The 24,654-nt window shown below is 65.5% G+C and carries 22 protein-coding genes; 16 read left to right on the top strand and 6 right to left on the bottom strand.

Annotated features, from left to right (window positions below):
* Window positions 1-12 precede the first annotated feature (12 nt).
* Both WQQ_RS22060 and WQQ_RS22055 read right to left on the bottom strand, forming a co-directional pair.
* Window positions 13-687: a class I SAM-dependent methyltransferase gene (locus WQQ_RS22060; protein ID WP_007187498.1), complete on the bottom strand. Its 675-nt coding sequence runs from the start codon at window positions 685-687 to the stop codon at window positions 13-15.
* Complete coding sequence (locus WQQ_RS22055; RefSeq protein WP_007187497.1) at window positions 680-1,000, bottom strand: SCP2 sterol-binding domain-containing protein; 321 nt, start codon at window positions 998-1,000, stop codon at window positions 680-682. The genes WQQ_RS22060 and WQQ_RS22055 overlap by 8 nt, the downstream gene beginning before the upstream one ends.
* 99 nt (window positions 1,001-1,099) lie before the next feature.
* Between WQQ_RS22055 and pepN the strand changes: the two genes are divergently transcribed.
* From pepN to WQQ_RS22035, 4 genes are all read left to right on the top strand, one after another.
* The gene (gene pepN / locus WQQ_RS22050) at window positions 1,100-3,700 is read left to right on the top strand and encodes an aminopeptidase N (protein ID WP_007187496.1); all 2,601 of its coding nucleotides are present in this window, start codon (window positions 1,100-1,102) and stop codon (window positions 3,698-3,700) included.
* Window positions 3,701-3,802: 102 nt separating this feature from the next.
* Window positions 3,803-4,501 (top strand): phosphate regulon transcriptional regulator PhoB, encoded by a 699-nt coding sequence (phoB, locus tag WQQ_RS22045; protein ID WP_007187495.1) that lies wholly within the window; start codon window positions 3,803-3,805, stop codon window positions 4,499-4,501.
* A gap of 10 nt (window positions 4,502-4,511) precedes the next feature.
* On the top strand, window positions 4,512-5,927 hold the full coding sequence (gene phoR, locus WQQ_RS22040) for a phosphate regulon sensor histidine kinase PhoR (protein ID WP_007187494.1): 1,416 nt from the start codon (window positions 4,512-4,514) through the stop codon (window positions 5,925-5,927).
* Between the two features lie 142 nt (window positions 5,928-6,069).
* On the top strand, window positions 6,070-7,665 hold the full coding sequence (locus tag WQQ_RS22035; protein ID WP_007187493.1) for an OpgD/OpgG family glucan biosynthesis protein: 1,596 nt from the start codon (window positions 6,070-6,072) through the stop codon (window positions 7,663-7,665).
* A gap of 97 nt (window positions 7,666-7,762) precedes the next feature.
* Here the strand turns inward: WQQ_RS22035 and WQQ_RS23420 are convergent, their stop codons facing one another.
* Window positions 7,763-8,608 (bottom strand): hypothetical protein, encoded by an 846-nt coding sequence (locus WQQ_RS23420; protein WP_050997809.1) that lies wholly within the window; start codon window positions 8,606-8,608, stop codon window positions 7,763-7,765.
* Window positions 8,609-8,906: 298 nt separating this feature from the next.
* On the opposite strand from WQQ_RS23420, the gene WQQ_RS22025 reads away from it, so the two are divergent.
* The 5 genes from WQQ_RS22025 (at window position 8,907) to WQQ_RS23415 (ending at window position 15,511) form a co-directional block, all read left to right on the top strand.
* Window positions 8,907-10,310 (top strand): 3-oxoacyl-ACP reductase, encoded by a 1,404-nt coding sequence (locus WQQ_RS22025; RefSeq protein WP_007187490.1) that lies wholly within the window; start codon window positions 8,907-8,909, stop codon window positions 10,308-10,310.
* Window positions 10,310-10,933, top strand: a complete 624-nt coding sequence (gene ribA / locus WQQ_RS22020; protein WP_007187489.1) for a GTP cyclohydrolase II — start codon at window positions 10,310-10,312, stop codon at window positions 10,931-10,933. The genes WQQ_RS22025 and ribA overlap by 1 nt, the downstream gene beginning before the upstream one ends.
* Window positions 10,930-13,038 carry an AarF/UbiB family protein gene (locus WQQ_RS22015; RefSeq protein WP_007187488.1) on the top strand — a complete coding sequence of 703 codons (2,109 nt, stop codon included), beginning with the start codon at window positions 10,930-10,932 and terminating at the stop codon, window positions 13,036-13,038. Before ribA ends, WQQ_RS22015 begins: the two co-directional genes overlap by 4 nt.
* Window positions 13,035-14,090 (top strand): quinone-dependent dihydroorotate dehydrogenase, encoded by a 1,056-nt coding sequence (locus WQQ_RS22010; protein WP_007187487.1) that lies wholly within the window; start codon window positions 13,035-13,037, stop codon window positions 14,088-14,090. Before WQQ_RS22015 ends, WQQ_RS22010 begins: the two co-directional genes overlap by 4 nt.
* A 182-nt stretch (window positions 14,091-14,272) precedes the next feature.
* Complete coding sequence (locus WQQ_RS23415) at window positions 14,273-15,511, top strand: OmpA family protein (protein WP_007187486.1); 1,239 nt, start codon at window positions 14,273-14,275, stop codon at window positions 15,509-15,511.
* A 111-nt stretch (window positions 15,512-15,622) separates the two neighbouring features.
* Here the strand turns inward: WQQ_RS23415 and WQQ_RS22000 are convergent, their stop codons facing one another.
* Window positions 15,623-16,249 (bottom strand): hypothetical protein, encoded by a 627-nt coding sequence (locus tag WQQ_RS22000; RefSeq protein ID WP_157534836.1) that lies wholly within the window; start codon window positions 16,247-16,249, stop codon window positions 15,623-15,625.
* A 47-nt stretch (window positions 16,250-16,296) separates the two neighbouring features.
* On the opposite strand from WQQ_RS22000, the gene WQQ_RS23990 reads away from it, so the two are divergent.
* Together WQQ_RS23990 and WQQ_RS21995 are read left to right on the top strand one after the other, a co-directional pair.
* Window positions 16,297-16,599: a DUF1289 domain-containing protein gene (locus tag WQQ_RS23990; protein ID WP_237715109.1), complete on the top strand. Its 303-nt coding sequence runs from the start codon at window positions 16,297-16,299 to the stop codon at window positions 16,597-16,599.
* 1 nt (window position 16,600) lies between these two features.
* Window positions 16,601-17,005 (top strand): hypothetical protein, encoded by a 405-nt coding sequence (locus WQQ_RS21995; RefSeq protein WP_007187483.1) that lies wholly within the window; start codon window positions 16,601-16,603, stop codon window positions 17,003-17,005.
* Between the two features lie 7 nt (window positions 17,006-17,012).
* On the opposite strand, the gene WQQ_RS21990 is transcribed toward WQQ_RS21995, so the two are convergent.
* Both WQQ_RS21990 and purB read right to left on the bottom strand, forming a co-directional pair.
* Complete coding sequence (locus tag WQQ_RS21990) at window positions 17,013-17,537, bottom strand: DUF7931 domain-containing protein (RefSeq protein ID WP_007187482.1); 525 nt, start codon at window positions 17,535-17,537, stop codon at window positions 17,013-17,015.
* Entirely contained in the window at window positions 17,537-18,904 is a 1,368-nt protein-coding gene (purB, locus tag WQQ_RS21985; RefSeq protein WP_007187481.1) for an adenylosuccinate lyase, read from the bottom strand. Before purB ends, WQQ_RS21990 begins: the two co-directional genes overlap by 1 nt.
* Before the next feature lie 246 nt (window positions 18,905-19,150).
* On the opposite strand from purB, the gene WQQ_RS21980 reads away from it, so the two are divergent.
* From WQQ_RS21980 to WQQ_RS21960, 5 genes are all read left to right on the top strand, one after another.
* A complete protein-coding gene (locus tag WQQ_RS21980; RefSeq protein ID WP_007187480.1) occupies window positions 19,151-20,467 on the top strand; it encodes a sigma 54-interacting transcriptional regulator in 1,317 nt (438 codons plus the stop codon).
* A 92-nt stretch (window positions 20,468-20,559) separates the two neighbouring features.
* Complete coding sequence (locus WQQ_RS21975; RefSeq protein WP_007187479.1) at window positions 20,560-22,080, top strand: fumarate hydratase; 1,521 nt, start codon at window positions 20,560-20,562, stop codon at window positions 22,078-22,080.
* 10 nt (window positions 22,081-22,090) lie between these two features.
* Entirely contained in the window at window positions 22,091-22,594 is a 504-nt protein-coding gene (locus WQQ_RS21970; RefSeq protein WP_007187478.1) for a disulfide bond formation protein B, read from the top strand.
* A 35-nt stretch (window positions 22,595-22,629) separates the two neighbouring features.
* A complete protein-coding gene (rraA, locus tag WQQ_RS21965; protein ID WP_007187477.1) occupies window positions 22,630-23,112 on the top strand; it encodes a ribonuclease E activity regulator RraA in 483 nt (160 codons plus the stop codon).
* Between the two features lie 52 nt (window positions 23,113-23,164).
* Entirely contained in the window at window positions 23,165-24,520 is a 1,356-nt protein-coding gene (locus WQQ_RS21960) for an MATE family efflux transporter (protein WP_007187476.1), read from the top strand.
* The last annotated feature ends 134 nt before the right edge of the window (window positions 24,521-24,654 follow it).

Genomic DNA, 24,654 nt, shown 5'->3' with positions numbered 1-24,654 from the left:
ATTCGAATCGGGCTAGCGGCGGTTGAGATAAATATCGTAACGCGCCTGCGTGCCGACAACGTCCGCGTTCGGCTGGCGTTCATCGAGCCACGGTGCCTTGGTCGGCCGCTTGACCGCGACGCGCGCGGCGCCGCTCGCCATCGCGGCGCGCAGCAGCTCGGCCGAATCATCGTCGCCGTCAGTGAGTTCGCGCAGCATCTGCATGCCTTTCTGCGGCAGCGCGGTCTTGCCGTCTTCGGGATACATCGGGTCCAGATGCACGCCATCGAGCGCGTGCGGGCAGTGGCGCAACCATTCGCGCGCATCGGCCTGCACGATCTCGACGCGCGCGCAGGCCGCGATCGCCCATTTCTCATCGCAGGTACTCGCACGTGCGAGCGCATCGCGCAGCAGTTCGATCACGAACGGGTGGCGCTCGACGAGAATCACGCGCGCTCCGAGCGCGGCGAGCGTGAAGCCGTCGCGGCCGAGGCCGGCAGTCGCATCTGCGATCAGCACGTCCGCCTTCTTGTGCAGGCCAAGTGCGCGCGGCAGCAATTGCTTGCGTCCCGCGAGGATGCGGCGGCGCACGTCGGCCGAGAGCCAGTCGATGCACAGCGGCTCCCATTCGGGGCGGTGCAAGGCGCGCAGGCGCAGGCCTTGCGCGCCGGCTTCGAGTTCGAACGAGACGTTTCGGGTTTCAGCCAAGCTTGCCGGCCTCGAACCACTGCGTCAGGCGCTGCGCGAGCATCAAATCGCCATCGACCGTGAGCTTGCCGGTCATGAAAGCGCTCATGCCATTGAGTTCGCCGGTCATCAGGGCGACGAAGTCGGCATCGTCCATCGTCAGGCTCACGTCGGGCGAAGCAGCGCTTCCGCGCTTGGCTTCGCAGTGGCCGTTGCGAATCAGCAGGTGCATGGGTTCGGAGACGTTGAACTGGATCGTGCACTCGGTGCCGGCAGCCGCAGCGGCATCGAACGCGGTGGGCAGCTGCTGGATCAGGTCGGTGGCGCTGGGCATCGCAATCTCCGCGAAAGGCTTCCGAAGGCAGATGGCGCGGATACTAAGGCCCGCATGACGGTGTGGCTACAATGCGCCACGCATCGAGAAGATCAGGCCATGAACGCAGCGGTGGAAGTGTTTCGCAAGGATTACCGGGCTCCCGATTACGCGGTCGAGAACGTGGACCTCGATTTCGACGTGCGTGATCGCACGACCGTGGTCAGCGTGCTGCGAATCCGCCGCAACGGGCAGGCGCGGGCCGACGCGCCGCTGCATCTCGATGGCCGCGGTTTCGAATTGCTCGAACTGGCGATCGACGGTCTTGCGGTTGCCGAGGCGAACGTCGAGCGTGACGACGAGCGCCTGCTGATCAAACAGGCTCTGCCGCAGGCTTTCAGCCTGCGCGTGGTGACCCGGCTCGATCCGGATTCGAATCATTCGCTCGAAGGCCTGTATCGCTCGGGCCCGATGCTCTGCACGCAATGCGAGGCGCGCGGGTTTTCGCGCATCACCTATTTTCCCGATCGCCCCGATGTGCTTTCGCGCTTCAAGGTGCGCATCGAGGCCGATGCGCAGCGCTATCCGGTGCTGCTCTCGAACGGCAATCGCGTCGAAGCGGGCGAGGCGGCCGACGGGCGTCACTATGCGATCTGGGAAGACCCGTTCCTGAAGCCCTGCTATCTGTTCGCGCTCGTCGCGGGCGATCTGGGCTGCGTGAGCGACACCTATACGACGGCGAGCGGCCGCGAGGTCGCGCTGCAGTTCTACGTCGACAAGGGCAACGAGGGTCGCGTGCCGCATGCGCTCGAATCGCTCAAGAAGGCGATGCGCTGGGACGAGCAGGTCTACGGGCTCGAATACGACCTCGACATCTACATGGTCGTCGCCGCGCGCGAATTCAACATGGGCGCGATGGAGAACAAGGGCCTGAACCTGTTCAACGCGCGCTTCGTGCTCGCCTCGCCCGATACCGCGACCGACGCCGATTACGAGGGCATCGAATCGGTCATCGCCCATGAGTATTTCCATAACTGGACCGGCAACCGCGTGACCTGCCGCGACTGGTTCCAGCTCTCGCTCAAGGAAGGTCTTACGGTCTTTCGCGACCAGAATTTCTCGGCTGACCTGAATGGCGCCGACGTGCAGCGCATCGGCGAGGTGCGCCAGCTGCGCACGCTGCAGTTCGCCGAGGATGCCGGCCCGATGGCGCATCCGGTACGGCCGGACTCCTACGTCGAGATCAACAACTTCTACACCGCGACGGTCTACGAGAAGGGCGCCGAGATCGTGCGCATGCTGCAGACCCTGCTCGGGCGCGAGACCTTCATCAAGGGCGTGCAGCATTACCTGCGCGAGCACGACGGCTCGGCCGCGACGATCGAGGATTTCCTCGCCGCACACGAGGCGGTCTCGGGCCGCAATCTCGAAGGCTTCCGTCGCTGGTATTCGCAGGCCGGCACGCCGACCGTCGGCATCGACGACGAATATCACCTGCTTGCGCACACCTACACGCTGCATCTGGAGCAATCCACGCCGGCCACGCCGGGTGCGCCCGACAAGAAGCCGGTGCCGATTCCGATCCGCGTCGCCTTCTTCGACGGCGAGGGCCAGCGCATCCACCTGCCGGCCCAGCCGCCGCTGATGCCGGCGCCCGACCTGATCCTGCTCGAGGATGCGCAGGCGACGATCACCTTCGAGGACGTCAAAGTCCGGCCGACGCCGTCGTTCCTGCAGGGTTTCTCGGCTCCGGTTCGGCTGCAGTTCGGTTATTCGTCCGACCAGCTCGTGAACCTGCTGCTGCACGAGTCCGACGGCTTCGCGCGCTGGGAGGCGGTACAGCGGCTCATGCTGAACGCCTTCTTCGAGCTGCTGTCGGGCCCGGCCGGCGACGACACCCAGGCCTTGCTGAAGGGCCTGCAGCTGCTCGCCGCCCAGCATTTCGACGACAAGGCCTTGCTCGCCGAGCTGCTGCGGATGCCGTCCGAGAGCTATCTGGCCGGCCAGCTGCAGCCGCTCGATGGCGAAAAACTCGCCGCCGCGCGCGACGCCCTGCGCCTGCGCATCGCCCACGCGCTGACCGGTCCGCTGTCGGTCTGGGCGACCGCCGCCCCGGAAGACCAGGGTGCGATCAACGTCGGCCGCCGGGCGCTCGCCGGGATCGCGAGCGGGTATCTGGCGGCGACCCGCTCGACGCGCATCCTCGATCTGTGCCGCGATCGGGCGGGCTCCGACAACATGACGCTGTCGTACGGGGCACTCGTCGCGCTCAACGACATCGACTGCCCGCAGCGCGAGGACGCGATGGCCGCCTTCCTGTCACGCTGGCGTCACGACGCGCTCGTGCTCGACAAGTGGTTCGCCTTGCAGGCGGGTTCTGCGATCGGCAACGGTGTCGAGCGGACCGCCGAACTGCTGGGGCACCCGGATTACGTCGCCAGCCCGAACCGCATCCGCTCCGTGCTCGGTACGTTCTGGCGCGAGAACCTGCGCGCCTATCACCGGGCCGATGGCTCCGGCTACCGGCTGCTGGCCGAACAGGTGCTCAAGCTCGACAAGAGCAATCCGCAGATCGCGTCGCGCCTGGCCGACGGCCTGCTTGGCTGGCGCGGTCTGGCGGCTCCGCGTGACGAACTGCTGCGCGCCGTATTGCAGCGGCTGGTCCAGCAGGTGGCGTCCCCGGACGTGAGCGAGAAGATCCACAAGGCGCTGGCGGGTTAAATCCAAGCGCTGGCAAGGGCTTGGCGTTGTCATATTCGTCCGGAGGCTGTCAAAAACCTGTAATAAGTTGTCTTTAGCATCCCGCAATCATCTAATGCGACCATGGGCATGCCGAACAAACTGATACTGGTTGTCGAAGACGAAGCACCGATTCGTGAAATGCTCAAGTTCGCGTTGGAACGTGCCGATTACAACGTCGCCCTGGCCAGTGGTGCGAGTGAAGCCCGCCTGCGTATCGCCGAAAACCAGCCCGACCTGATCCTGATGGACTGGATGATGCCCGGCGCCTCGGGCATCGAGTTTTCGCGTGAACTCAAGAACAACGCCACCACGCGCGACGTGCCGATCATCATGGTCACCGCGCGCGTCGAAGAGGAAGACAAGGTTCGCGGCCTCAACACGGGTTGCGACGATTACGTCTCCAAGCCGTTCTCGTTCCCCGAACTGATCGCCCGCATCCAGGCGGTGCTGCGTCGCGCCACGCCAGGGGGCGAAGAAGAGACGCTGTCGGTCGCCGGCCTCGAGGTCAACGCGGCCAGCCAGCGCGTGACCGCCAAGGGCGAGCCGGTGCGGCTGGGTCCGACCGAATACCGCCTGCTGCATTTCTTCGTGAGCCACCAGGATCGTGTCTACACGCGCGAACAGGTGCTCGATCGCGTCTGGGGCCAGAGCGTCTACGTGGAGGAGCGCACGGTCGACGTGCACATTCGCCGCTTGCGCAAGGCGCTCGAGCCGCACGGCTTCGACGGCATGATCCAGACCGTTCGCGGAACCGGCTACCGCTTCTCCGAGAAGGTCTGAGTAGCTCGCAATGGCAGCCGACCAGCCGGCCTCTTCTCCGGCGCTCGCGTCGCCGGCTCCGGCGGCGCCCAAGCCAGCGAAGGGCCGGGCACTGAGTTCACTGGCCTGGCGTCAGGAACTCGTCAAGCTCACGATCGTCGCTGCCGTCGGCCTGCTGGTCGGGCAGTTGTTCTCGCATCTGCTGGCCGGTTTCACGCTCGCCATCGTGGTCTACCTGGCGAACCAGATGCGGCACTTGCGCCATCTGCGGCTGTGGCTGATGGCGCCCAAGCATTACCAGTTGCCCGAACCCTCCGGCATCTGGGGCGAGGTGTTCGAGGCCCTGCAGGTGCTCGACAAGCGCAACCGCAAGCGCAAGAAGAAGCTCGCCGAGATCGTCGCCGAATTTCAGGCTTCGACCGCCGCGCTGCCCGACGGCGCGGTGGTGCTCGGCGAGCATGGAGAAATCCTCTGGTTCAACCGCGCGGCGCAGTCGCTACTGGGTTTGCGATCGAGCCAGGACGTCGGCATTCGCATCGCCAACCTGATCCGGCATCCGAACTTCACCGATTACATCGCCGGGGATTCGTATTCGGGCGAGGTCGAGGTGCCGTCGCCGATCAATCGCAACATCGCGCTCGCGCTGCGCATCATTCCGTATGGCAACAACCAGCGGCTGATGATCGTGCGCGATATCTCAGAAGTGCGCAGGCTCGAGCACGCCCGGCGCGATTTCGTCTCCAACGCCTCGCACGAGCTGCGCACGCCGCTGACGGTGCTGCGTGGCTATCTCGACATGCTCGAACCCGACACACGCGACGGCAAAGGCCTGGCCGCGTGGCGCATGCCGGTCACCGAGATGCGCAATCAGGCCGTGCGCATGGAATCGCTGATCAACGACATGCTCAAGCTGGCCCGGCTCGAAGCCGACGGCTACGACCATCGGCTCGACGTGCTCGACATTCCGTCGATGCTCGCGCGCACGGTCGAAGAGGCCAAGGCGATGTCGAAGGGGCAGCATCGCTTCGAGGTCAACATCCAGCCCCAGCTGTTCCTGTGCGGGCGGGAGATCGAGGCGCAGAGCATTCTGTCGAACCTCGTCACCAACGCGGTGCGCTACACGCCGCCCGGCGGCGTGATCCGCGTGAACTGGTGGGGTGATGCCGAGGGCGCGCATTTCTCGGTGGTCGACAGCGGCATCGGCATCGAGGCGGCCGACATTCCGCGGCTGACCGAGCGCTTCTATCGCGTCGATGTCGGCCGTTCGCGTGCGAGCGGCGGCACCGGCCTGGGACTTTCGATCGTCAAGCATGCGCTAGAACGTCACGATGGCCGGCTGCGCATCGATAGCGAGCTTGGGGCCGGCAGCACCTTCCGCTGCGATTTCCCACCGCATCGCGTCGACGGTCACGAAGCCCTGCCGGTCAGCGGCAACATCGTTCACTGACGGCGGGCGCGAGCGCCCGGCTCGATACGGCGGCGGTTCATTTCGGAGCCGGACGCGATTGCCTAGAATCGCGCGCTTGAGCCGCGAACCCGGGCAGTATCCGGCTCCTTGCTTGCGCCTTCCGACCAGGGACTCGAAAACAATGCAGAGAAGGGATTTGTTGAAAGCCGCGACTGCCTTCGCAGCCGCGGGTTTGCCGGTGCCGATGGCCTTGTTGCCGACCGTCGCCGGGGCCGCCAAGCCCAAGCCGCTCGGCAAGGCCGAACGCTTCGACTACGCCGCCCTCAAGGGCCAGGCGCGCGCGCTTTCGGCGCAGGCGTACAAGTCGCACCAGGGCGAGCTGCCGAAGGAAGTTTCGGCGCTCAATTGGGACCAGTACCAGGCGATCCAGTACCGTCAGGACCATGCGCTCTGGCAGGACGACAAGCTGCGCTTCAAGGCCAAGTTCTTCCACCTGGGCCTGTACTTCAAGAGCCCGGTGAAGATGTACGAGATCGCGAACGGCCAGGCGCAGGAGCTCGCCTACGATCCGGCGATGTTCGATTACGGCAAGAGCGGCCTCAAGGGCGGAAAGCTGCCCAAGGAGCTCGGTTTCGCGGGCTTTCGCCTGAACTTCCACACCGACGAAACACGCGACGTCGCCGCGTTTCTGGGCGCGAGCTATTTCCGCGCGGTCGGCGGCGACTGGCAGTACGGCCTGTCGGCGCGCGGCCTGGCGATCGACACCGGCGCACCGACGCCCGAGGAGTTTCCGAATTTCGTCGCCTATTACCTCGAAAAGCCCGATCCGGCTTCGAACACGCTGACCGTCTACGGCCTGCTCGATTCGCCGAGCACCACTGGTGCCTACCGCTTCATCATCACGCCGGGCGGCACGCTGACGATGGACATCGACGCGGCGCTGTATCCGCGCAAGGCCATCGACCGTCTCGGCATCGCCCCATGCACGAGCATGTACCAGACCGGCGAGAACGATCGTCGCATGGCCTGGGACTGGCGCCCGGAGATTCACGATTCCGACGGCCTGTCGATGTACACGGGTTCGGGCGAGTGGATCTGGCGCCCGGTCGAAAACCCGCGCAACCTGCGTTTCAACGCCTACCAGGACAACAATCCCAAGGGCTTCGGCCTGCTGCAGCGGGATCGCAATTTCGATCACTACCAGGATGACGGCGTGTTCTACGACCGCCGTCCGAGCCTCTGGGTCGAGCCGAAAGCCGGCTGGGGCAAGGGCTCGGTGCAGCTCGTCGAAATTCCGACCGTCGACGAGACCTTCGACAACATCGTCGCGCTCTGGAGCCCGGCGACCAAGCCCAAGGCCGGCGACGAGCTGCTGTTCGGCTATCGCCTGCACTGGGGCGCGAAGATGCCGGCCAACCCGCCGAACGCGATCTGCGTGGCGACGCGCACGGGCCTCGGCGGCGTGGTCGGCCAGAAGCGCCAGTATTTCTCGTGGCGCTTTGCGGTCGATTTCGCGGGGGGCGATCTGCCGCTGATCGCGGGCAAGACCGAGGTCAGGGCCGAGATCAGCGTCTCGCGCGGCAAGGTGGAGATCACCTCGGCGCGCCCGCTCGATGCGATCCGCGGCTACCGCGCGATGTTCGACATCGTGCCGCCGGACGATACGACCACCCCGATCGACATCCGCCTGTACCTGTCGGCCAACGGCCAGCCGATGACCGAAACCTGGCTGTACCAGTGGACGCCGCCGCCGAAGGAAGATCGCAAGCTGTTCTGATCGGGTGTTGATCCCGACCAAAACGGGCTGCATCTGCGGCCCGTTTTCGTTCCTTTCGCTACTTTCGCTACTTTCGTTACTGCGACATCGGCTGCGATCAGCGCACGTAGACAGGCCCGTGCAGCTCGGTGCCCAGCGTCTGGCCGCGCTGGTTCGCAAGGTCGGCTCCGATCACGATGGTGTAACGGCCCGGCTTGGCCTTGAGCATCAGCAGGCGCCGATTGCTCGCGAGCTCCCAACTGCCGCTGACCGTTTTGCCTTGTCCGTCGACGACGCGGATCGCGTTGCCGGCGGCTGCCGTGTCCGCGAACACCGAGTCGAACAGCAGGGCGATCGCCGGGCTTTGCGCGGCCTGGCCGGCGTAGAGCAGGTTGAGCCGGCCCGGAGTCGGGGCGCTCGGCCACCATTGGGCGAGCGCATCGGCGCGCGGGGCGGTGGTGGACTTGGGCTTGCTCGGCTTGGCAGCGGGTTCGCTCGGAGCGGCGGCAGGCTCGGCGGAAGCCGTGCTTTCGGCGGCTGCCGACGTTTCGGCGGCCGGGGTTGCGGGCTCGGCACTGGGCTCAGCCGGAGCGGGAGCCGAAGTGGATTCGGCGGGCGCCGGCGCCTGCGCTGCCGGGCTGGGCTCGGGCACTGCTGCGATCTGCTGCTGCACCGGCGTCGCATTCGGGGCGTCTGTGTCTGGGGCGGCGGGCGCTTCGTCACTCGCGGCTGAGGGGTCGCTGTCGGCGACGGCGGGCAAGGCCGCGGCTTCGCTTTCCTGCGCTTTGCCGGCCAGGTCGGCCGCCGGTGTGGAAGCAATGTCGGAGGCGAACACCGAGTCGCTGGTCGGATTGGCCTTCAGGGTTTCCTGCGTCGGCTTGAACGGCCAGATCAAGTTGAGCGTAATGAACGTGACGACGGCCAATCCCACGGAAACGCCGGCCAGCATATTGGCCTTGCTCATCAAAGGCTCCCAAGAACGTCATTCGAGTGATGTGGGCCGGCGAGTGCGTCCGGCGTGTCGCCGGGCACTATCGGCCGGGGCATCGGCAACGTCAACGGCGAGTCGGACGCCTGGCTTCGGCGCAACGGCAACCCTTTGCGACCGTCTTCGATTCGTCGTCGCGTCAAGGCCAGGATTCGCCCAACGCGAAATCGGCCGTGTCGATGCCGCCAGTGTTCAGCAAGGTGGCGCTACGGATAATCGCGGCCTTCCACTGATCCGTCCTTTCCCTTTCAATTTTCCTTTCGATGGAGTTGTCATGAGCGATCGTCTGCTGGATTTCACTCAATCGCCGCTCGGCAAGCAGATCGCCGGCTTGATCGGCATGCCGACGCCGCCGCGCCTGCGCCGCGCCAAGGCTGGTTACGAGGCGCTGCCGCTGACCGATCGCGCGGTGGTGCTCGCCGGTGCGCGTAATGCCGAGCTGTCGGCCGCGCTCGTGCAGGGGCTCGATCGCATGGGCGCGACGATCTTCGTGAGCGCCGATCTGCCGGGCTTGCCGCCGATCAAGAACGCCGCCGCCGAAGCGCGCGTCGCGCTCAAGACCGAGGCGCCGGAAGCCAAGGCCGTGCACGCCTTCGTGTTCGATGCGAGCGGCATCGATTCGGTCGCCGGCCTGCGTCAGCTCTACGATTTCCTGCAGCCGCGCCTGGCCAAGCTCGCGCCGAACGGCCGCGTGCTGATCGTCTCGCGCGCGGCCGCGTCGACCGATTCGGTCGGCGCCTACACGATCTCGATGGCGCTGCGCGGCTTCGTCAAGTCGCTCGGCAAGGAGATCGGCAAGAAGGGTGCGACCGTCAATCTGGTCGAGGTCAACTCGGGCGCCGAGCCGACCATCGCGGGCGCGCTGCGCTTCTTCCTGACCGAGCACTCGGCTTATGTCGATGCGCAGATCCTCACGCTCAACGCGCCGGCCGCCGGCGTGCCCGATTCGTTCGTGCTGCCGCTGGCCGGCAAGACCGCGGTCGTCACCGGCGCGGCCCGCGGTATCGGCGCTTCGATCGCCGAGACGCTCGCTCGTGAAGGCGCGCATGTGATCGGTGTCGATCGTCCGCAGGAAGAAGGCGCGCTCGGCGCGACGATGAGCCGCATCAACGGCCGCGGCCTGGCGCTCGACGTCACCGCCTCCGATGCGGGGGATCGCCTGCTGCGCGAAGCCGGCCCGCTGGATATCGTCATCCACAATGCGGGTGTGACCCGGGACAAGATGCTGCGCAACATGCCCGTGCACTGGTGGGATCAGGTGCTCGACATCAACCTCGGTTCGATCCTGCGCATCAACGAGCGGCTGTTCGATGGCGGGCTCAACACGGGCGCGCGCATCGTCTGCATCTCGTCGATCGGTGGCATCTCGGGCAACGCCGGGCAGACCAACTACGGGGCGACCAAAGCCGGTATCATTGGCTATGTGGAAACGCTGGCCTCGCAGATGGCCAAGCGCGGCGGCGCGATCAACGCCGTGGCTCCGGGTTTCATCGAAACCCAGATGACCGCCGCGATGCCGACGATTCCTCGCGAGGTGGGCCGCCGTCTGTCTTCATTGAACCAGGGCGGTCTGCCGATCGACATTGCGGAAGCCGTTACGTTCATGGCCAGCCCTCTTGCATCTGGCGTCAACGGCCGCACGCTACGTGTCTGTGGACAGAATTTCATGGGTGCTTGATGAAGCCCGTCGCCAACGCGCGAACGACTGACCGTATTCCCCTCGAAAAAATCGCCGAATCGAAACTGCCGACACCGTTCGCCGAGTTTCGGATCACGGTTTATCGGGCGCCGGACGAGAAAGAACATGTCGTTATTGCGCTCGGCGACCTGTCGGGCGAGCCGCCGCTCGTGCGTGTGCATTCCGAATGCCTCACGGGCGACGCGCTGTTTTCACTGCGCTGCGATTGCGGCTTCCAGCTGCACGCAGCGCTGTCCAGGATCGCCGAAGCCGGCCGTGGCGCCGTGCTGTACCTGCGCCAGGAAGGCCGTGGCATCGGGCTCGGCAACAAGATTCGCGCCTATGCCCTGCAGGACACCGGGCGCGACACCGTCGAGGCCAATCACCAGCTCGGCTTTCCGGCCGACGCGCGCGAGTACGGCCTGGCGGTCGACCTGCTGCGCCAGATGAACTTGCCGCGCATCCGGCTCATGACCAACAATCCGCGCAAGCTCGATGCGCTGACGGCCGACGGCATCGAAGTCACCGAGCGCGTGCCGGTGGAGTCGGGGCTGAACCCGCACAACGAGGCTTATCTGCGGGCCAAGGCCAACAAGCTGGGGCACTGGCTGACGCTTCCGTGACGGACCCGCAAGCTCCTGGCGACGAGGCGCCGCCCGCGCCACGCTCGGGCTTGCTGCGCGATCTCGGCGCGCTCACGGTCTCGACCTACAGGGTCACGCAGGGCTTCAAGCCGCTGTTCAAGCAGCTGGCCTCCGAATCCGACATCACGCGCGAAGAGCTGTCGTCCTCGATCGACATCGTCTTCGAAAGCCTGTATCGCCATCCGCTGCTGCGTTCCAGCGAGCGCGTGACCGCGTACCTGCGTGCGCGCCGGCTGATTCCGAACGAGCAGTCCACCGAAGATCTGATCCGCTTCGTCGTCGAGCAGGCGGTCGCGCGCAGCCCGGTGCAGGTGCCCGATGCGCTCGTGCAGGAGTTCTGGCGTTTCTTCGACGAGCTGTTCGCCTCGCCCGAGCTCAAGGGGCTCGGCGAGCTGTCGCTCGACATGGTTCGCCTGGTGCTGCGCACCTACGAGCCGCTGCTCGTCGAAACCATCAACGTGCTCAAGGCCGGGCGCCGCTTCAACGAATGGCAGCTGCGCGAGGTGATGCTGCGCGCGGCCACGGTGCGCGGCGATGTGGCGATCATGCGTCGGCAGATTCGCGCCTTGCGCCACATCAAGCCGTTCTTCCAGGCCGACCCGAAGGACTTCAAGGCGCAGGCGCAGATCATCGCGAACATGGTGCGCGAGTTCGGGCCGTTTTTCGTCAAGATGGCGCAGGTCGCGGCTGCGAACGCGGATTTCCTGCCCGAGGAGATCGCCCGGGAGCTCGCGGTCTTCCACGAAGACGTGCCGCCGATGACGGCGGCCGAAGTCGAAGCGGCCTTCCTCGAATGCTACGGCCGCGCGCCGCACGAGCTGTACATGGATTTCGATACCGCGCGCCCGGTCCGCTCGGGCTCGATCGGCAGCGTCTACGTCGCCAAGAAACCCTTCCTCGAAAACGGGCTCGAAGTGCTGCGCCCGGTGGTCGTCAAGATCGGCCGGCAGAATCTCGATCGCGAATTCGCCATCGGCAAGCTCGTGCTCGGGCTGGCGATCATGTCGAGCCAGTATTGGGCGCCGCATTCCAAGCTCGCGCCGTTTCTGCGCGCGATGCAAGAGCAGGTCGACGAGTTCGTCGCCGGCTTCATGATGGAGCTCGATTTCGACCAGGAGGCGCGCAACCACGAGCGCTTCTACGATCGCAGCCTGCGCAGCGCGCTCTGGCGCGTGCCGGCGCTGTACAGCCACACGCATCGCATCATCGAGATGGAGTATCTGTCCGATGCGACGAGCCTGACGCGTGCGATGCGGCGGCTGAGTCGGCGCGATCGTCGGCGCTTCCAGGCGCGCATCGCCGAGCGCCTGCTGTACTCGGTGCTGCACCACGGCTTCGTCTATGGCGAGATTCACGGCGACCTGCATCCGGGCAACGTCATGGTCGGCTCGGACGGCAGCTTGCACCTGATCGACTGGGGCAATGTCGTGAGCCTCGACGGCAAGTGGCGCGCGGTCTGGGATTACCTCGCGGCGGCGGTGCTCGCGGACACCGAGCTGCTCACCGACACGCTGATCGAAATGTCCACGCACCCGCGCGAGAACGCGGCACGTCGTGACGAGATTCGCGCCTCGCTCGACGAGACCTTGCAGCGCAAGGGCGTGACGCCGCTGAATCGACAGAACTTCATTTCGCAGCTGCAGCGGGGCGGGCTCAAGGGCCTGTACCTGCGTGGGCAGACGGTGATTCATCTGATGTCGAACACGCAGCAGGCCGGCCTGGTTCTGCGCCGTGACTATCTGCACTTGTCCCGCGCCCTGTTCGCGGCGGCCGGCAGCTTCAGCACGCTGTACGAGAACGAATCCAAATCGCTGCTGCTGCGCGATCTCGGCATTTCATTCACGCGCCTGCCGCTGCTTGCGACGAGCGAATGGCTGCGAGAGGAAACGCTCGGATTGCGCCAGTCGCTGGCGCGCCGCCTGCCGAAGGCGCTCGGCTCGCTGCTGGCTCCGCCGATGCACAAGCCCAAGCCGCGGCCGGTCGAGCCGCAGCGCGCGGCCGCCTGGATGCAGGCTGCGCCGAACATGCCGGCGTTGCAGGCTTCTTCCTCTCCAACTTCGAATCCTTCCCGTCGTCGATCATGAGTCTGCTCTACTCGCTGGCCCGCAATGCCTTGTTCCGCGTCGATGCCGAGCGCGCGCACGAAATCACGCTCGATCTGTTCCAGCGCTGGCCCAAGCTCACGACGGCACCGTTCGCGTTTTCGCCGGTCAAGGATCCGGTCGATCTGATGGGCTTGCGCTTTCGAAATCGCATCGGGCTCGCGGCCGGGCTCGACAAGAACGGCGATTGCCTGGAGGCCTGGGATCGTCTCGGTTTCGGCTTCGTCGAGATCGGTACGGTGACGCCGCGTCCGCAGCCCGGCAATCCGCGTCCGCGCATGTTCCGCATTCCGGAGCATCAGGCGCTGATCAATCGCCTGGGCTTCAACAACAAGGGGGTCGATTACCTGCTGCAACGCGTACACGAATCGAGCTTCTCGGGCGTGCTCGGCATCAACATCGGCAAGAACGCCGATACACCGATCGACAACGCGATCGACGACTACCGCATCGGCCTCGAGAAGGTGTATTCGAGCGCGCACTACATCACCGTCAACATCTCCTCGCCGAACACCAAGAACCTGCGCGACCTGCAGGACGAGGAGCGTCTGCGCGCCCTGCTGCGCACGCTCGTCGAGCGCGCTCGCGATCTCGCGCAGCAGCACGGCAAGAAGGTGCCGATGCTCGTGAAGATCGCGCCCGACGTGCCCGAGGAACAGCTCACGGGCATCGTCGCGGTCGCGCGCGAAGAAGGCATCGACGGACTCATCGCCACCAACACGACGATCGAACGCCCGGGCCTGGAAGATCACGTGCTCGCGAGGGAGGCCGGCGGGCTGTCGGGTGCTCCGCTGCTCCCTCGTGCGACCGAAACGCTGCGCCGTCTGCGCTCGCTCGCGGGCGAGGACTTTGCGCTGATCGGCGTCGGGGGTGTGATGTCGGGCCGCGACGCGGTGCTCAAGCAGGAAGCCGGCGCGAACCTCGTGCAGATCTACAGTGGCTTTATCTATCGCGGTCCGGAACTGATCGCCGAATGCGCGCGGGCGATGAAGCAGAAAGGCCGGGAGATGGGGAACGGGAGACGGGAGACGTAAAAGCTTGGCGGCTGCTGTTGCGCTGGATATTTCATGCGCGTTGTTGCTTCTACGTTTCTGGTCTCGCGTTCCTCGTCTTCGGTCTGGATTGAAGCCGGCGCCCGGCTTCCGTACAGTCGCGCAAGGCGCGTGGTCCGCGCCAAAAACCATTAAAGATGATGAGCTTGTCAGGGAGCAGGGGAATGAAGCGATGGGTAGCAGGGGCCGCGATGGCGCTGGCCGGTTGGATGTCGTCGTCGGCATCTGCGCAGGACGATCTGCCTTACGTGGTCGGCGGCGGCGCGCTGTACGAATTTCCCGATAGCGATCGCGATTCCGACGATGGTTTCGGTGGCCAGCTGAGCTTCCAGATTCCGCTCGCAAGCCAGACCAATGGCGGCATCGAGTTCGATGTCTACGGCTTGCAGCGCGATCGCAAGGCCGGCGGCAGCGACAAGCAGGTCGGCCTGTTCGCAAGCTACGTGCATCATTTCGGCCTGTTCGGCTGGGAGCAGAGCGAGGGCCTCGAATCCTACCTGCCGAGTTTCATTCCGTACGTGCTCGGCGGCGTCGGCCTGGTCTACGACGACGTGCTCAACGACGATCACTATGCGCCGGCGCTGACCACCGGCGCGGGCATCGGCTTTCCGCTGTCCAGGAGCGGGCTTTCGCTGCGCACCGAAGTGCGCTTGATCGGCTCCTTCCCCGACGATGCGGTCGCCGACAAGAGCTTCCTGCTCGATACGCAGCTGCGTGTGGGTCTGTGGTATCCGCTCGGTCGCGGCGCCGCTGTCGAAGAACCGCAGACCGCTGCACCGCTCGAAGCCGATTGCGGCCTCGCCGTGGTCGATCCGGTGACCGGCCGCAAGGATTGCTCGGTCGACTCCGATCGTGACGGCGTTCCGGACACGCTCGACCTCTGCCCGGGCACGCCCGAAGGCACGCCGGTCGATGCGAACGGTTGCCCGGCCGCTCCGGCCGAAGTCGTCGACACCGATGGCGACGGCGTTGCGGACGATTCCGACGCCTGCCCGACGACGCCCGCCGGTGCGACCGTCGACGAAAAAGGCTGCGTGGTCGGCGGCAAGGTAGTGCTCGACAACGTGCGCTTCGCCAAGTCATCGGCCGAGCTGACGCCGGAGGCCAAGACGCTGCTCGATCAGGCCGCGGTCGGCCTCAACGGCCAGCGCGATCTGGTCGTCGAAGTCGCCGGTCACACCGATGGCACGGGCCGTTCCGACTACAACCTCATGCTCTCGCTGTTGCGCGCCGAAAATGTGCGCAAGTATCTCGTCGACAAGGGCGTGAGCCGCTATCGCCTGTTCGTCGAGGGTTACGGCGTGACGCGTCCGGTTGCGAGCAACGACACCGAAGAAGGCCGCGCGAAGAATCGCCGAGTCGATCTCGACGAACTCGACGTCAAGGTCATCGAGAAACAGTAAGGTCGGTCGGCGATCGCCGAGGTTGGAAAAGAAAAAGCCCCGCAACTGCGGGGCTTTTTCTTTGCTGCGGATTTCTTCGGCGCGGAGCAGGGCGGCGCGCCCGGATCGAGACTACGGCGCGTTCGGATACAGCAGGCGCCCGGGCTGGCGGCGCTGCTCGGCATCCAGGCTGCTGAAGCTTTCGCGATCGACCATCAGATGCGCACGAATGCTGCTGTCGACGGCCACGTAGCTCGTGTTGCCGATCTTCACCGTGCCGCCCTGGCCGTTCCAGTCGGGCAGGTAGAGGTAATAGCGCTCGCGGTCGTATTCGTTGCCGAGCCAGACCGAACGCGGGGCATCGGATATGAAGTACAGATAGCTGCCGGGCTCGAAGCTCACCGCCATCCAGCGCGGCCCGCTCGCGAGCACCACGCCCGGCGTTCCGCTGTCGATCACGATCTCGCGCACCGCCTGCGAACTGCTGCTCACCAGGCGTCCATCGCGAACGCCGCTTTGGCCGCCGGAGGACGATCGCACGAGATGAATGGTGTCCGAGACGTAGTACTGCAGCACGTGGCGCCGCTCACCGCTGACCTTGAAGCCGGAGGCCAGTCGGTCGGTGTAGGAGAGGCGCTCCGCGTAGCTTTCCGGCAGGACGCCGATGCTCGCCGGGTTCGACGCGCAACCGCCGGTCACGAGGCTGGTTTGCATCATCGCCAAGGCGAGCAACCAACGGGAGCGGGACGCGAGTGTCATGAACGTCGTCGAGTGGCTGTGGATAAGACTTAGTGTAGCGGTGCGGGATGCTCGCGTCCCATGGTTTAATCGGTCACGACTATCGTCACAATTGCCCATCGGTGACCACTCCATTGCCTTCGTCTTCCGTCGTCTCGGCGTCCGTGCAGTCGCCTTGCGTCGGCATCTGCCAGCTCAACGCGGACCAGCTTTGCGTGGGCTGTGGCCGGTCGCTTTCCGAGATCGCCGAGTGGGCGAGAGCGACGGCCGATCGTCAGCGGCGAATCAAGGCCGAGGCCGCAAGGCGGCTGGCTATACTGCAGGCGGTTTCCGACGCCGCGTCACCATCCTCCGGTTGCAAGGAACAATGAGATGAGCCGTTTTCTGCAAAGTCTGGGTTTGGCCTCGTACGTATTGTTAGCGATCGGCGCGCTGCTCTGGTGGGCTCCGCATTTCTTCGCCGCCAACCTGCACCTGTTGCCCAGGCTGGACTATCGCTACATGGCGGCGACCGGCATACCGCTCGCCCTGCTGCTGATCTCGGCCGCCGCGCGCCAGTCGTTGATGGCGCGCTTTTCGCTCGTGCTGGTGCTGATGGTCGTCGCGGCCGCGTTGAGCCTGATGCTGGGCTTTCTGTCGTTCGACTATCTCAAGCAAGGCGTGTTCTTCTGCGCCTTGCATCTGGCCATCTGCGCTCTGGGGCTGTTGTTCAATCTCTCGCGTTACCGCAAAGAGCTCGCGGCCTGGGAAAAGCGGCAGGCCGCTCTCAACGCCTGATCGGATGTCAGAGCTTCAAGTCGGAAAACTCTCGCGACACCGTCGAGGCCTGCCAGGCGTTTTCGAACTGGCGCAGCTGTTCGCGAGCGAGCAGCGGCGCATCGGCGTAGTAGCGGGCTTCGACCTCGTGCCGATCGCCCTTGATGAGCAGCTGACGCTGATCGACGATCAGATATTCCTCGCCCGACGCGCGCCAGCCCTCGGCGCATTCGCGGAATTCCATGCGGCTGGACAGCGAACGGGCGAGTTCGACGAGCCGATGCGCGCCCTGCAGGGCGCTGCGTGGTGACTGCACGATACCGCGCAGGCGACCGCGCCGATGCTCGAGCAGAAAGCCGCGCAGCAGCCTGACCAGCGATTCGCTGCTGTAGATGCGGCGATCGAGATCGTGCGAGAAGATCACCACTTCACTGCGCGCGCCGCGCAGCATCTGCGCGGCCTTGTCGGCGAATTCCAGATGGCCGAGAACCGACTCCGGTGTCGGCTCTGTGGACGCGACTGGATTGCAGCCTGAAGTCGGATCGGCCGACATCAGTCCGGCTTGGCCTGCTGGGCTGCGTTGCCGAGATAGCTCGCTGGCGTCATCGCGAGCAGGCGATCACGATCCGCCGGCGGAATCTGCAGTTCCTGTACGAAGGCGCGAATCGCATCACGGCCGATCTTCTGTCCGCGCGTGAGGCGCTTGAGCTGCTCGTACGGCTCGGGCAGGCCGTAGCGGCGCATGACGGTCTGGATCGCCTCGCCGAGCACTTCCCAGTTGTCGTCGAGATCGCGGCCGAGGCGCCAGGCATCGGCCTCGAGCTTCTTCATGCCCTTTTCGATCGACTGGTAGGCGATCAGCGAATGCGCGGCGCCGACGCCGAGGTTGCGCAGCACCGTCGAGTCGGTGAGGTCGCGCTGCCAGCGCGAGATCGGCAGCTTCTCCGCGAGGTGCTGCAGGATCGCGTTGGCGATTCCGAGGTTACCTTCGCCGTTCTCGAAGTCGATCGGATTGACCTTGTGCGGCATCGTCGAGCTGCCGACTTCGCCTTCGACCGTCTTCTGGCGGAAGTAGCCGAGCGAGATGTAGCCCCAGACGTCGCGGCAGAAATCGATCAGGATCGTGTTGACGCGCGTGAGGACGTGGAAGTACTCGGCGATGTAGTCGTGCGGCTCGATCTGCGTGGTGGCCGGCGACAGCTCCAGCTCCAGGCCGGAGACGAAGGCGCTCGCGAACGCGGTCCAGTCCACCTCCGGATACGCGGCCAGATGCGCGCTGTAGTTGCCGACTGCGCCGTTGGCCTTGCCGAGCAGCGGCACTGCGGCGAATTGCTCGCGCTGGCGGCGCAGGCGATGCACGAACACCGCGAGCTCCTTGCCGAGCGTGCTCGGGGACGCCGGCTGGCCATGCGTGCGCGTGAGCATGGGTTGATCGGCGAGGCGCTTGGCGTTGACGTCGATCAGGGCGATGAGCCTATCGAGCCAGGGCAGCAGCACCTGGCTGCGCGCATCGCGCAGCATCATCGCGTGCGAGAGGTTGTTCATGTCCTCGGAGGTGCAGGCGAAGTGGATGAACTCGCGGATGCGGGCGAGCTCGGCATGGCTGCCGATCTTTTCCTTGAGGTAGTACTCGACGGCCTTGACGTCGTGGTTGGTGGTCTGCTCGATGGTCTTGACGCGCTGGGCCTCGGTCACGTCGAAGCCCTGCAGGATCTTTTCGAGGCGCTCGTTGGCGTCCGGCGACAGCGCCGGCACCTCCGGAATGCCCGGATGGGCGGCGAGGGCCTGCAGCCAGCGAACCTCGGCGATGACGCGATACCTCATCAGCCCGAACTCGCTGAAGATGGGACGCAGGCTGACGGTCTTCTCGGCGTAACGGCCGTCGACGGGCGAAATGGCGGACAGCGAAGTCAGATTCATCGTGAAGGGCGAGGCGGGAGATGAGGCCTATTCTAGCCGACGGGCGGCTCGCGGTTGCCGCACGGAAGCGGTAAAAAGAGGCGCGCCCGCGCCGCTGAAGTCGGAACGCGACCCCTGATCCGTTGTCGTTCCGCCGCTGATCGGCGCTATCGCCGGGTTCATCGGCACTGCCGCGGTGACGCCCGGATCAGCCCCTAGGCTTGAAGCCAGATCGCCTGGGCGGCGACCAACGGAACGAGGTGAGTCATGCTGGGGATAGGGAAAACGGTCAAGCGCGAGACGGAAGGCTTCGCGGGCAAGACTTCGGCGGGGGCTAGTTTCGTCAAGGTCTTCGCGAGTGGCGGGCTGCTGTCCGACCCGGCGACGCGCATCGAGCTCGAGCGGCAGTTGCCGGAGTCGCAGAACGTCGAGGTCGCCGCGGCTGCGGGTTCGATCCGCATCGACGCCCCGTTCGTGCTGGCGCTGCATCTCGAGCCTTCGCAGCTCGATGCGATCGCCGACGCGGTGCTGGTGCAGCGCGCGGCCGGGCACAAGACCACGCTGATCGTCGCGATCAGCACCACGCAGCTCGCGGCGCTCGGCCGCTGGCTCGATGCACGCGCCAACGCCGGCAAGCTATCGGGTACGCGCCTGATTCTCGCCAACAGCGTCGAAGCCGTGGCCCAGCACTTGCCCGACCGGCTCACCGCGGTGACCGAGGACAACGTCATCCGCATGCCGGTGTCGCCCGAGATCGAGAACACCGCCTACAAGAATTTCTTCACGTTCTCGCCGCAGCTGCACAAGCTTGCGGCGCGTATTCGCGGCTTCGCCGAGAACGGCGTCACGCGCGCCTACCTGCTCGGCGGTCCGGGCTCCGGCAAGACCTCGTTCGCCTATTACTACTGGCTGGTGCGCAACAAGGGCCGCTTCGTTTCGGTGAACCTCGCGGCCGAAGCCACCGGCGACAAGGCCGCGATCAAGTCGCTGCTCTGCGGCCATGTTTCGGGCGCGTTCCCGGGGGCTGGCGCGCGCACCGGATCGTTCCTGCACGCGCGGGACGGCGTCTGCTTCATCGACGAGGCGCACGGTGTCACCGGCCCGGTCATGGAAGTGCTCATGGAGGCGCTCGACAACGGCCAGTACCTGCCTTACGGCGCCTCGGCCAAGCAGCCGATCCACTGCGCGATCCTGTTCGCGAGCAACCGCAGCTGGGAGACACTGCAGAACTCGGTCAACCTCGACGAGTTCACGCGCATGGGAGCGGCGATTCTCGAAGTGCCCGAGCTGCACAAGCGCGAAGAGGACATGATCGCGGTCATCGCCACCACGCTGGCGCGCCTGGGCGCCAAGTGCGGTTCCTGGAAAGCGCCGCTCGGCCTGACCGAAGGTGGTTGGAAGGCGATTCGCGACTGTCGCTGGCACGGCAACGTGCGCTCGCTGACGCGCGTGCTCGAAGCAGCCTTCGTCGATACCGCTTCGGTGGGCGCTGGCGAGCTGATCCAGGCCGAAGAAGTCGAGCACGGCATCGCGCTCTGGGAGCCGAAGACGCACCACAGCCACAAGATCTACGCGGCGGCCTGAGGCCCCGCGGCGAGGGCGGGCGGGGGCGAGGGCGCGGTAATTCCGGTAGCATGCGCGGCGTCGTTTCTACGCCCCGCAAGCTCCCAGCCCTCATGACCACGATCCGCCAGGAAGACTTCATCGCGTCGATTGCCGACGCGTTCCAGTACATCAGCTACTACCATCCGCTCGACTACGTCACCGCGCTCGGTGAGGCCTACGAGAAGGAACAGAACCCGGCGGCCAAGGACGCCATCGCGCAGATCCTGACCAACTCGCGCATGAGCGCCGAGGGCAAGCGTCCGATCTGCCAGGACACCGGCATCGCCACCGTGTTCCTGAAGGTCGGCATGCACGTGAAATGGGACGCGACGCTGTCCGTCACCGAGATGATCAACGAGGGCGTTCGCCGGGCCTACAACCACCCGGACAACAAGCTGCGCGCCTCTGTGCTGGCCGATCCGGCCGGCAAGCGCAACAACACCAAGGACAACACGCCCGCGGTGATCCACTACGAGATCGTCGACGGCGATCACCTCGAAGTGATCTGCGCCGCCAAGGGTGGCGGTTCCGAAGCGAAGTCGAAGATGGCGATGCTCAACCCGAGCGATTCGATCGTCGACTGGATTCTCAAGACGATCCCGACCATGGGCGCCGGCTGGTGCCCGCCGGGCATCCTCGGCGTCGGTATCGGCGGCACGCCCGAAAAGGCGATGCTGCTGGCGAAGGAATCGCTGATGGCGCCGGTCGACATCCACGAACTCATCGCCCGCGGCCCCAAGACGCGCGCCGAAGAGCTGCGTCTGGAGCTGTTCGAGAAGGTCAATGCGCTCGGCATCGGCGCCCAGGGCCTCGGCGGCCTGACCACGGTCGTCGACGTCAAGGTGCTCGACTATCCGACCCACGCGGCCAACCTGCCGGTGGCGATCATCCCGAACTGCGCGGCGACGCGTCACGTGCACTTCCACCTCGACGGTTCCGGCCCGGCCGAACTGCCGACGCCGAAGCTCGAAGACTGGCCGCAGGTCACCTGGAAGGCCAACCTCGAAACCAGCAAGCGAGTGAACCTCGACACGCTGACCAAGGAAGAAGTCGCCAGCTGGAAACCCGGCCAGACCCTGCTGCTCAACGGCAAGATGCTCACGGGCCGCGACGCTGCCCACAAGCGCATCGCCGACATGCTCGCCAAGGGCGAGAAGCTGCCGGTGGATTTCACCAATCGCGCCATCTACTACGTCGGCCCGGTCGATCCGATCCGTGACGAAGTCGTCGGCCCGGCCGGCCCGACCACGGCGACGCGCATGGACAAGTTCACCGAGACGATGCTCGCCCAGACCGGCCTGATCACGATGATCGGCAAGTCCGAGCGCGGCCCGACCGCGATCGAGTCGATCAAGAAGCACGGCAGCGCCTACCTGATGGCGGTCGGCGGTGCGGCGTATCTGGTCGCCAAGGCGATCCGTGCGGCCAAGGTCGTCGGCTTCGAAGACCTGGGCATGGAAGCGATCTACGAGTTCGAAGTTCAGGACATGCCGGTGACGGTGGCGGTGGATTCCAAGGGCGAGTCCGTGCACGAGACCGGCCCGAAGATCTGGCAGGCCAAGATCGGCAAGATTCCGGTCGCCGTGGCCTGAGGCGAGCCCCATGCTATCGAGCTATCGCGGTCTGAGTTTCCTGGGCTTTCTGCTGTGCATCGGCGCGCTGCTGTTCGCCATCGTCGTGCTGCAGAAGTTCATGGGCTTCGAGCCTTGCCCGATGTGCATCTTCCAGCGCGTGGCGATGTTCGTGGCCGGAATCTTCTTCCTGCTCGGGGCGCTGCATGGTCCGAAGGCGGCGGCTCCGCAATGGCTTTATTCGGTGCTCGCGGCGCTCGCCGCGGGCGTCGGCGCGGGCATCGCAGGTCGTCATGTCTGGCTGCAGTCGCTGCCGCCCGACAAGGTGCCGGCCTGCGGCCCGACGCTCGATTACCTCATGGACATGTTCCCGCTCGGCGAGGTCGTGACCATGATCCTCAAGGGTGACGGCAACTGCGCCCGCATCGATGCGCAACTGCTCGGCATTTCGCTGCCGGGCTGGACGCTGATCACCTTCGCCGTGCTGATCGTGCTCGCGCTCGCCACGCCGCTGCTGGCCCGTCGCGCCCGCTGATTCCTTCGTTTTTCGACTTCTTCAGGATCTTCGTCATGTCGTTCGCCACCACCGATCTCTCCGATGCCCATCCCGATGCGCCGGTCGCGGCGCCGATCTTTCGCGATTTCGGCGGCAAGACCGCGTTTCACGGGCAGGTGAAGACGATCAAGGTGTTCGAGGACAACGCGCTCGTGCGTTCCACGCTCGAAACACCCGGCGAAGGGCGCGTGCTCGTCGTCGATGGCGGTGGGTCGGATCGCTGCGCGCTGGTCGGCGGCAACCTGGGCGTGCTCGGCGTGAAGAACGGCTGGGCCGGCATCGTGGTGTTCGGCTACATCCGCGATTCGGCCGAGATCGCGACGCAGGCGATCGGCATCAAGGCGCTCGGCCTGCATCCCAAGAAGAGCGAAAAGGGCCTGCACAGCGCGGTCTCCGACAAACCCGTGAGCTTTGCCCGCGTGACCTTCCGCAATGGCGACTGGCTCTACGCCGACGCCGACGGCATCGTGGTCTCGGAACAGCCGCTGCACGGCTGAGCCTGTCCAGAGCCGCTCGTCGCGGCGCGTTTCATCCATCCAGAGATCGGCTATGGCCATGCAGGACCTGACCGGCGGGCCGGTTCGCGGGCATCTGCTGCGCATGAGCGGCTTCATGCTCGTGACGATGATCGTGCAGACGCTCTACGGCATCGTCGACCTGCTCTGGGTCGGTCGCCTGGGCGCCGAGGCGGTCGCCGCGGTCGCGCTCGGCAGCAATCTGATGATGGTGGTGATGTCGGCCGGGCAGGTGCTGTCGGTCGGTGCGGCCGCATTGGTCGCCCAGGCGATGGGGCGCAAGGATCAGCCGGCGGTCCGGGCCTTGTTCAACCAGGCTCTGCTGCTCGCTCTGCTGCTCGGCGGACTGTTGGGGCTGCTGTTCTTTTTCGGCCGGCGCCTCTACGCCGAGACCCTGGCCGGAGACCGTCACACGGCCGAACTCGTGGTCGAGTTCCTCAACGGATTCGTGCCATCGCTGGCGCTGCAGATCCCGAGTATGGTGCTGGGCGCCACGCTGCGCGGAGTCGGCAACGTGCGCATTTCGACGCTCACGCAGATCGGCACGGTGCTGCTCAACATCGTGCTCGCCCCGATCCTGATTTTCGGCTGGGGAACCGGCGTCGAGCTCGGCGTCGGCGGAGCGGGCTTTGCGACCCTGGTGTCGGTGGCCATCGGGTTCGCCGTGATGCTGACCCACGTCCTGCGTAGCGGGCAGTTTTTCGGCCGCGATTCCGCTGCCTGGAAGCCGCAGACCGCGCTTTGGAAGCGCATGGTCGGCATCGGCCTGCCGTCGGGTCTCGAATTCGGATTGATGGGGCTCTACCTGATCAGCGTGATGGCCTTGCTGCGCCCGTTCGGTCCACAGCCGCAGGCAGCGTTCGGCATTGGCATGCGCATTCTGCAGATGGGCATGATGCCGTCGATGGCGGTCTCGTTCGCGACTGCGGCGATCGTCGGTCAGAACTTCGGTGCGCGCCAGCACGATCGTGTCGTCGAGGCCTTGTGGCTCGCACTCAAATGGTCGCTGGGCGGTTGCCTGGTCTTCGTGGTCGCTTTCCACCTGGTGCCGGATGCCTTGTTCCGCCCGTTCACCGACGACGCGGCGGTGGTCGCCTACGGCGCCGATTTCCTGCGCTGGATTTCGTGGAATCTGCTCGCCACGGGCGTGGTGTTCGCCTGCTCCGGCATGTTCTCCGGGCTCGGTAACACGCGGCCTTCTTTGATCAGTTCGGCGATACGCATCACCGTGATCCTGCTGCCGGCCTCTCTGCTGTCCCGCCATTCCGATTTTGCGCCGGGCTGGATCTGGCGCCTTTCGGTCGTCGCCACGATCCTTCAGGCGGCCCTCAATCTGCTTTTTCTGAAAGCTCGCCTGAGGGGCTTTTCGAGAGACGCTTCGGTCGTCTAAGTCCCTGTTTCGACAGTAGATCAGCACCCATTCATCCGTCGACGAGCCGAATTCGATTGGCGGCATGTTTGGCTGCGCATTTATCCATATTTATTAAATATGGAATACTAAAGTCTTACAGATGCTGCATTGCG

Source organism: Hydrocarboniphaga effusa AP103 (assembly GCF_000271305.1).
Classification (GTDB): domain Bacteria; phylum Pseudomonadota; class Gammaproteobacteria; order Nevskiales; family Nevskiaceae; genus Hydrocarboniphaga; species Hydrocarboniphaga effusa.
The sequence above is the reverse complement of the archived record's forward strand: the minus strand, read 5'-3'. Positions and strand labels throughout refer to the sequence as shown.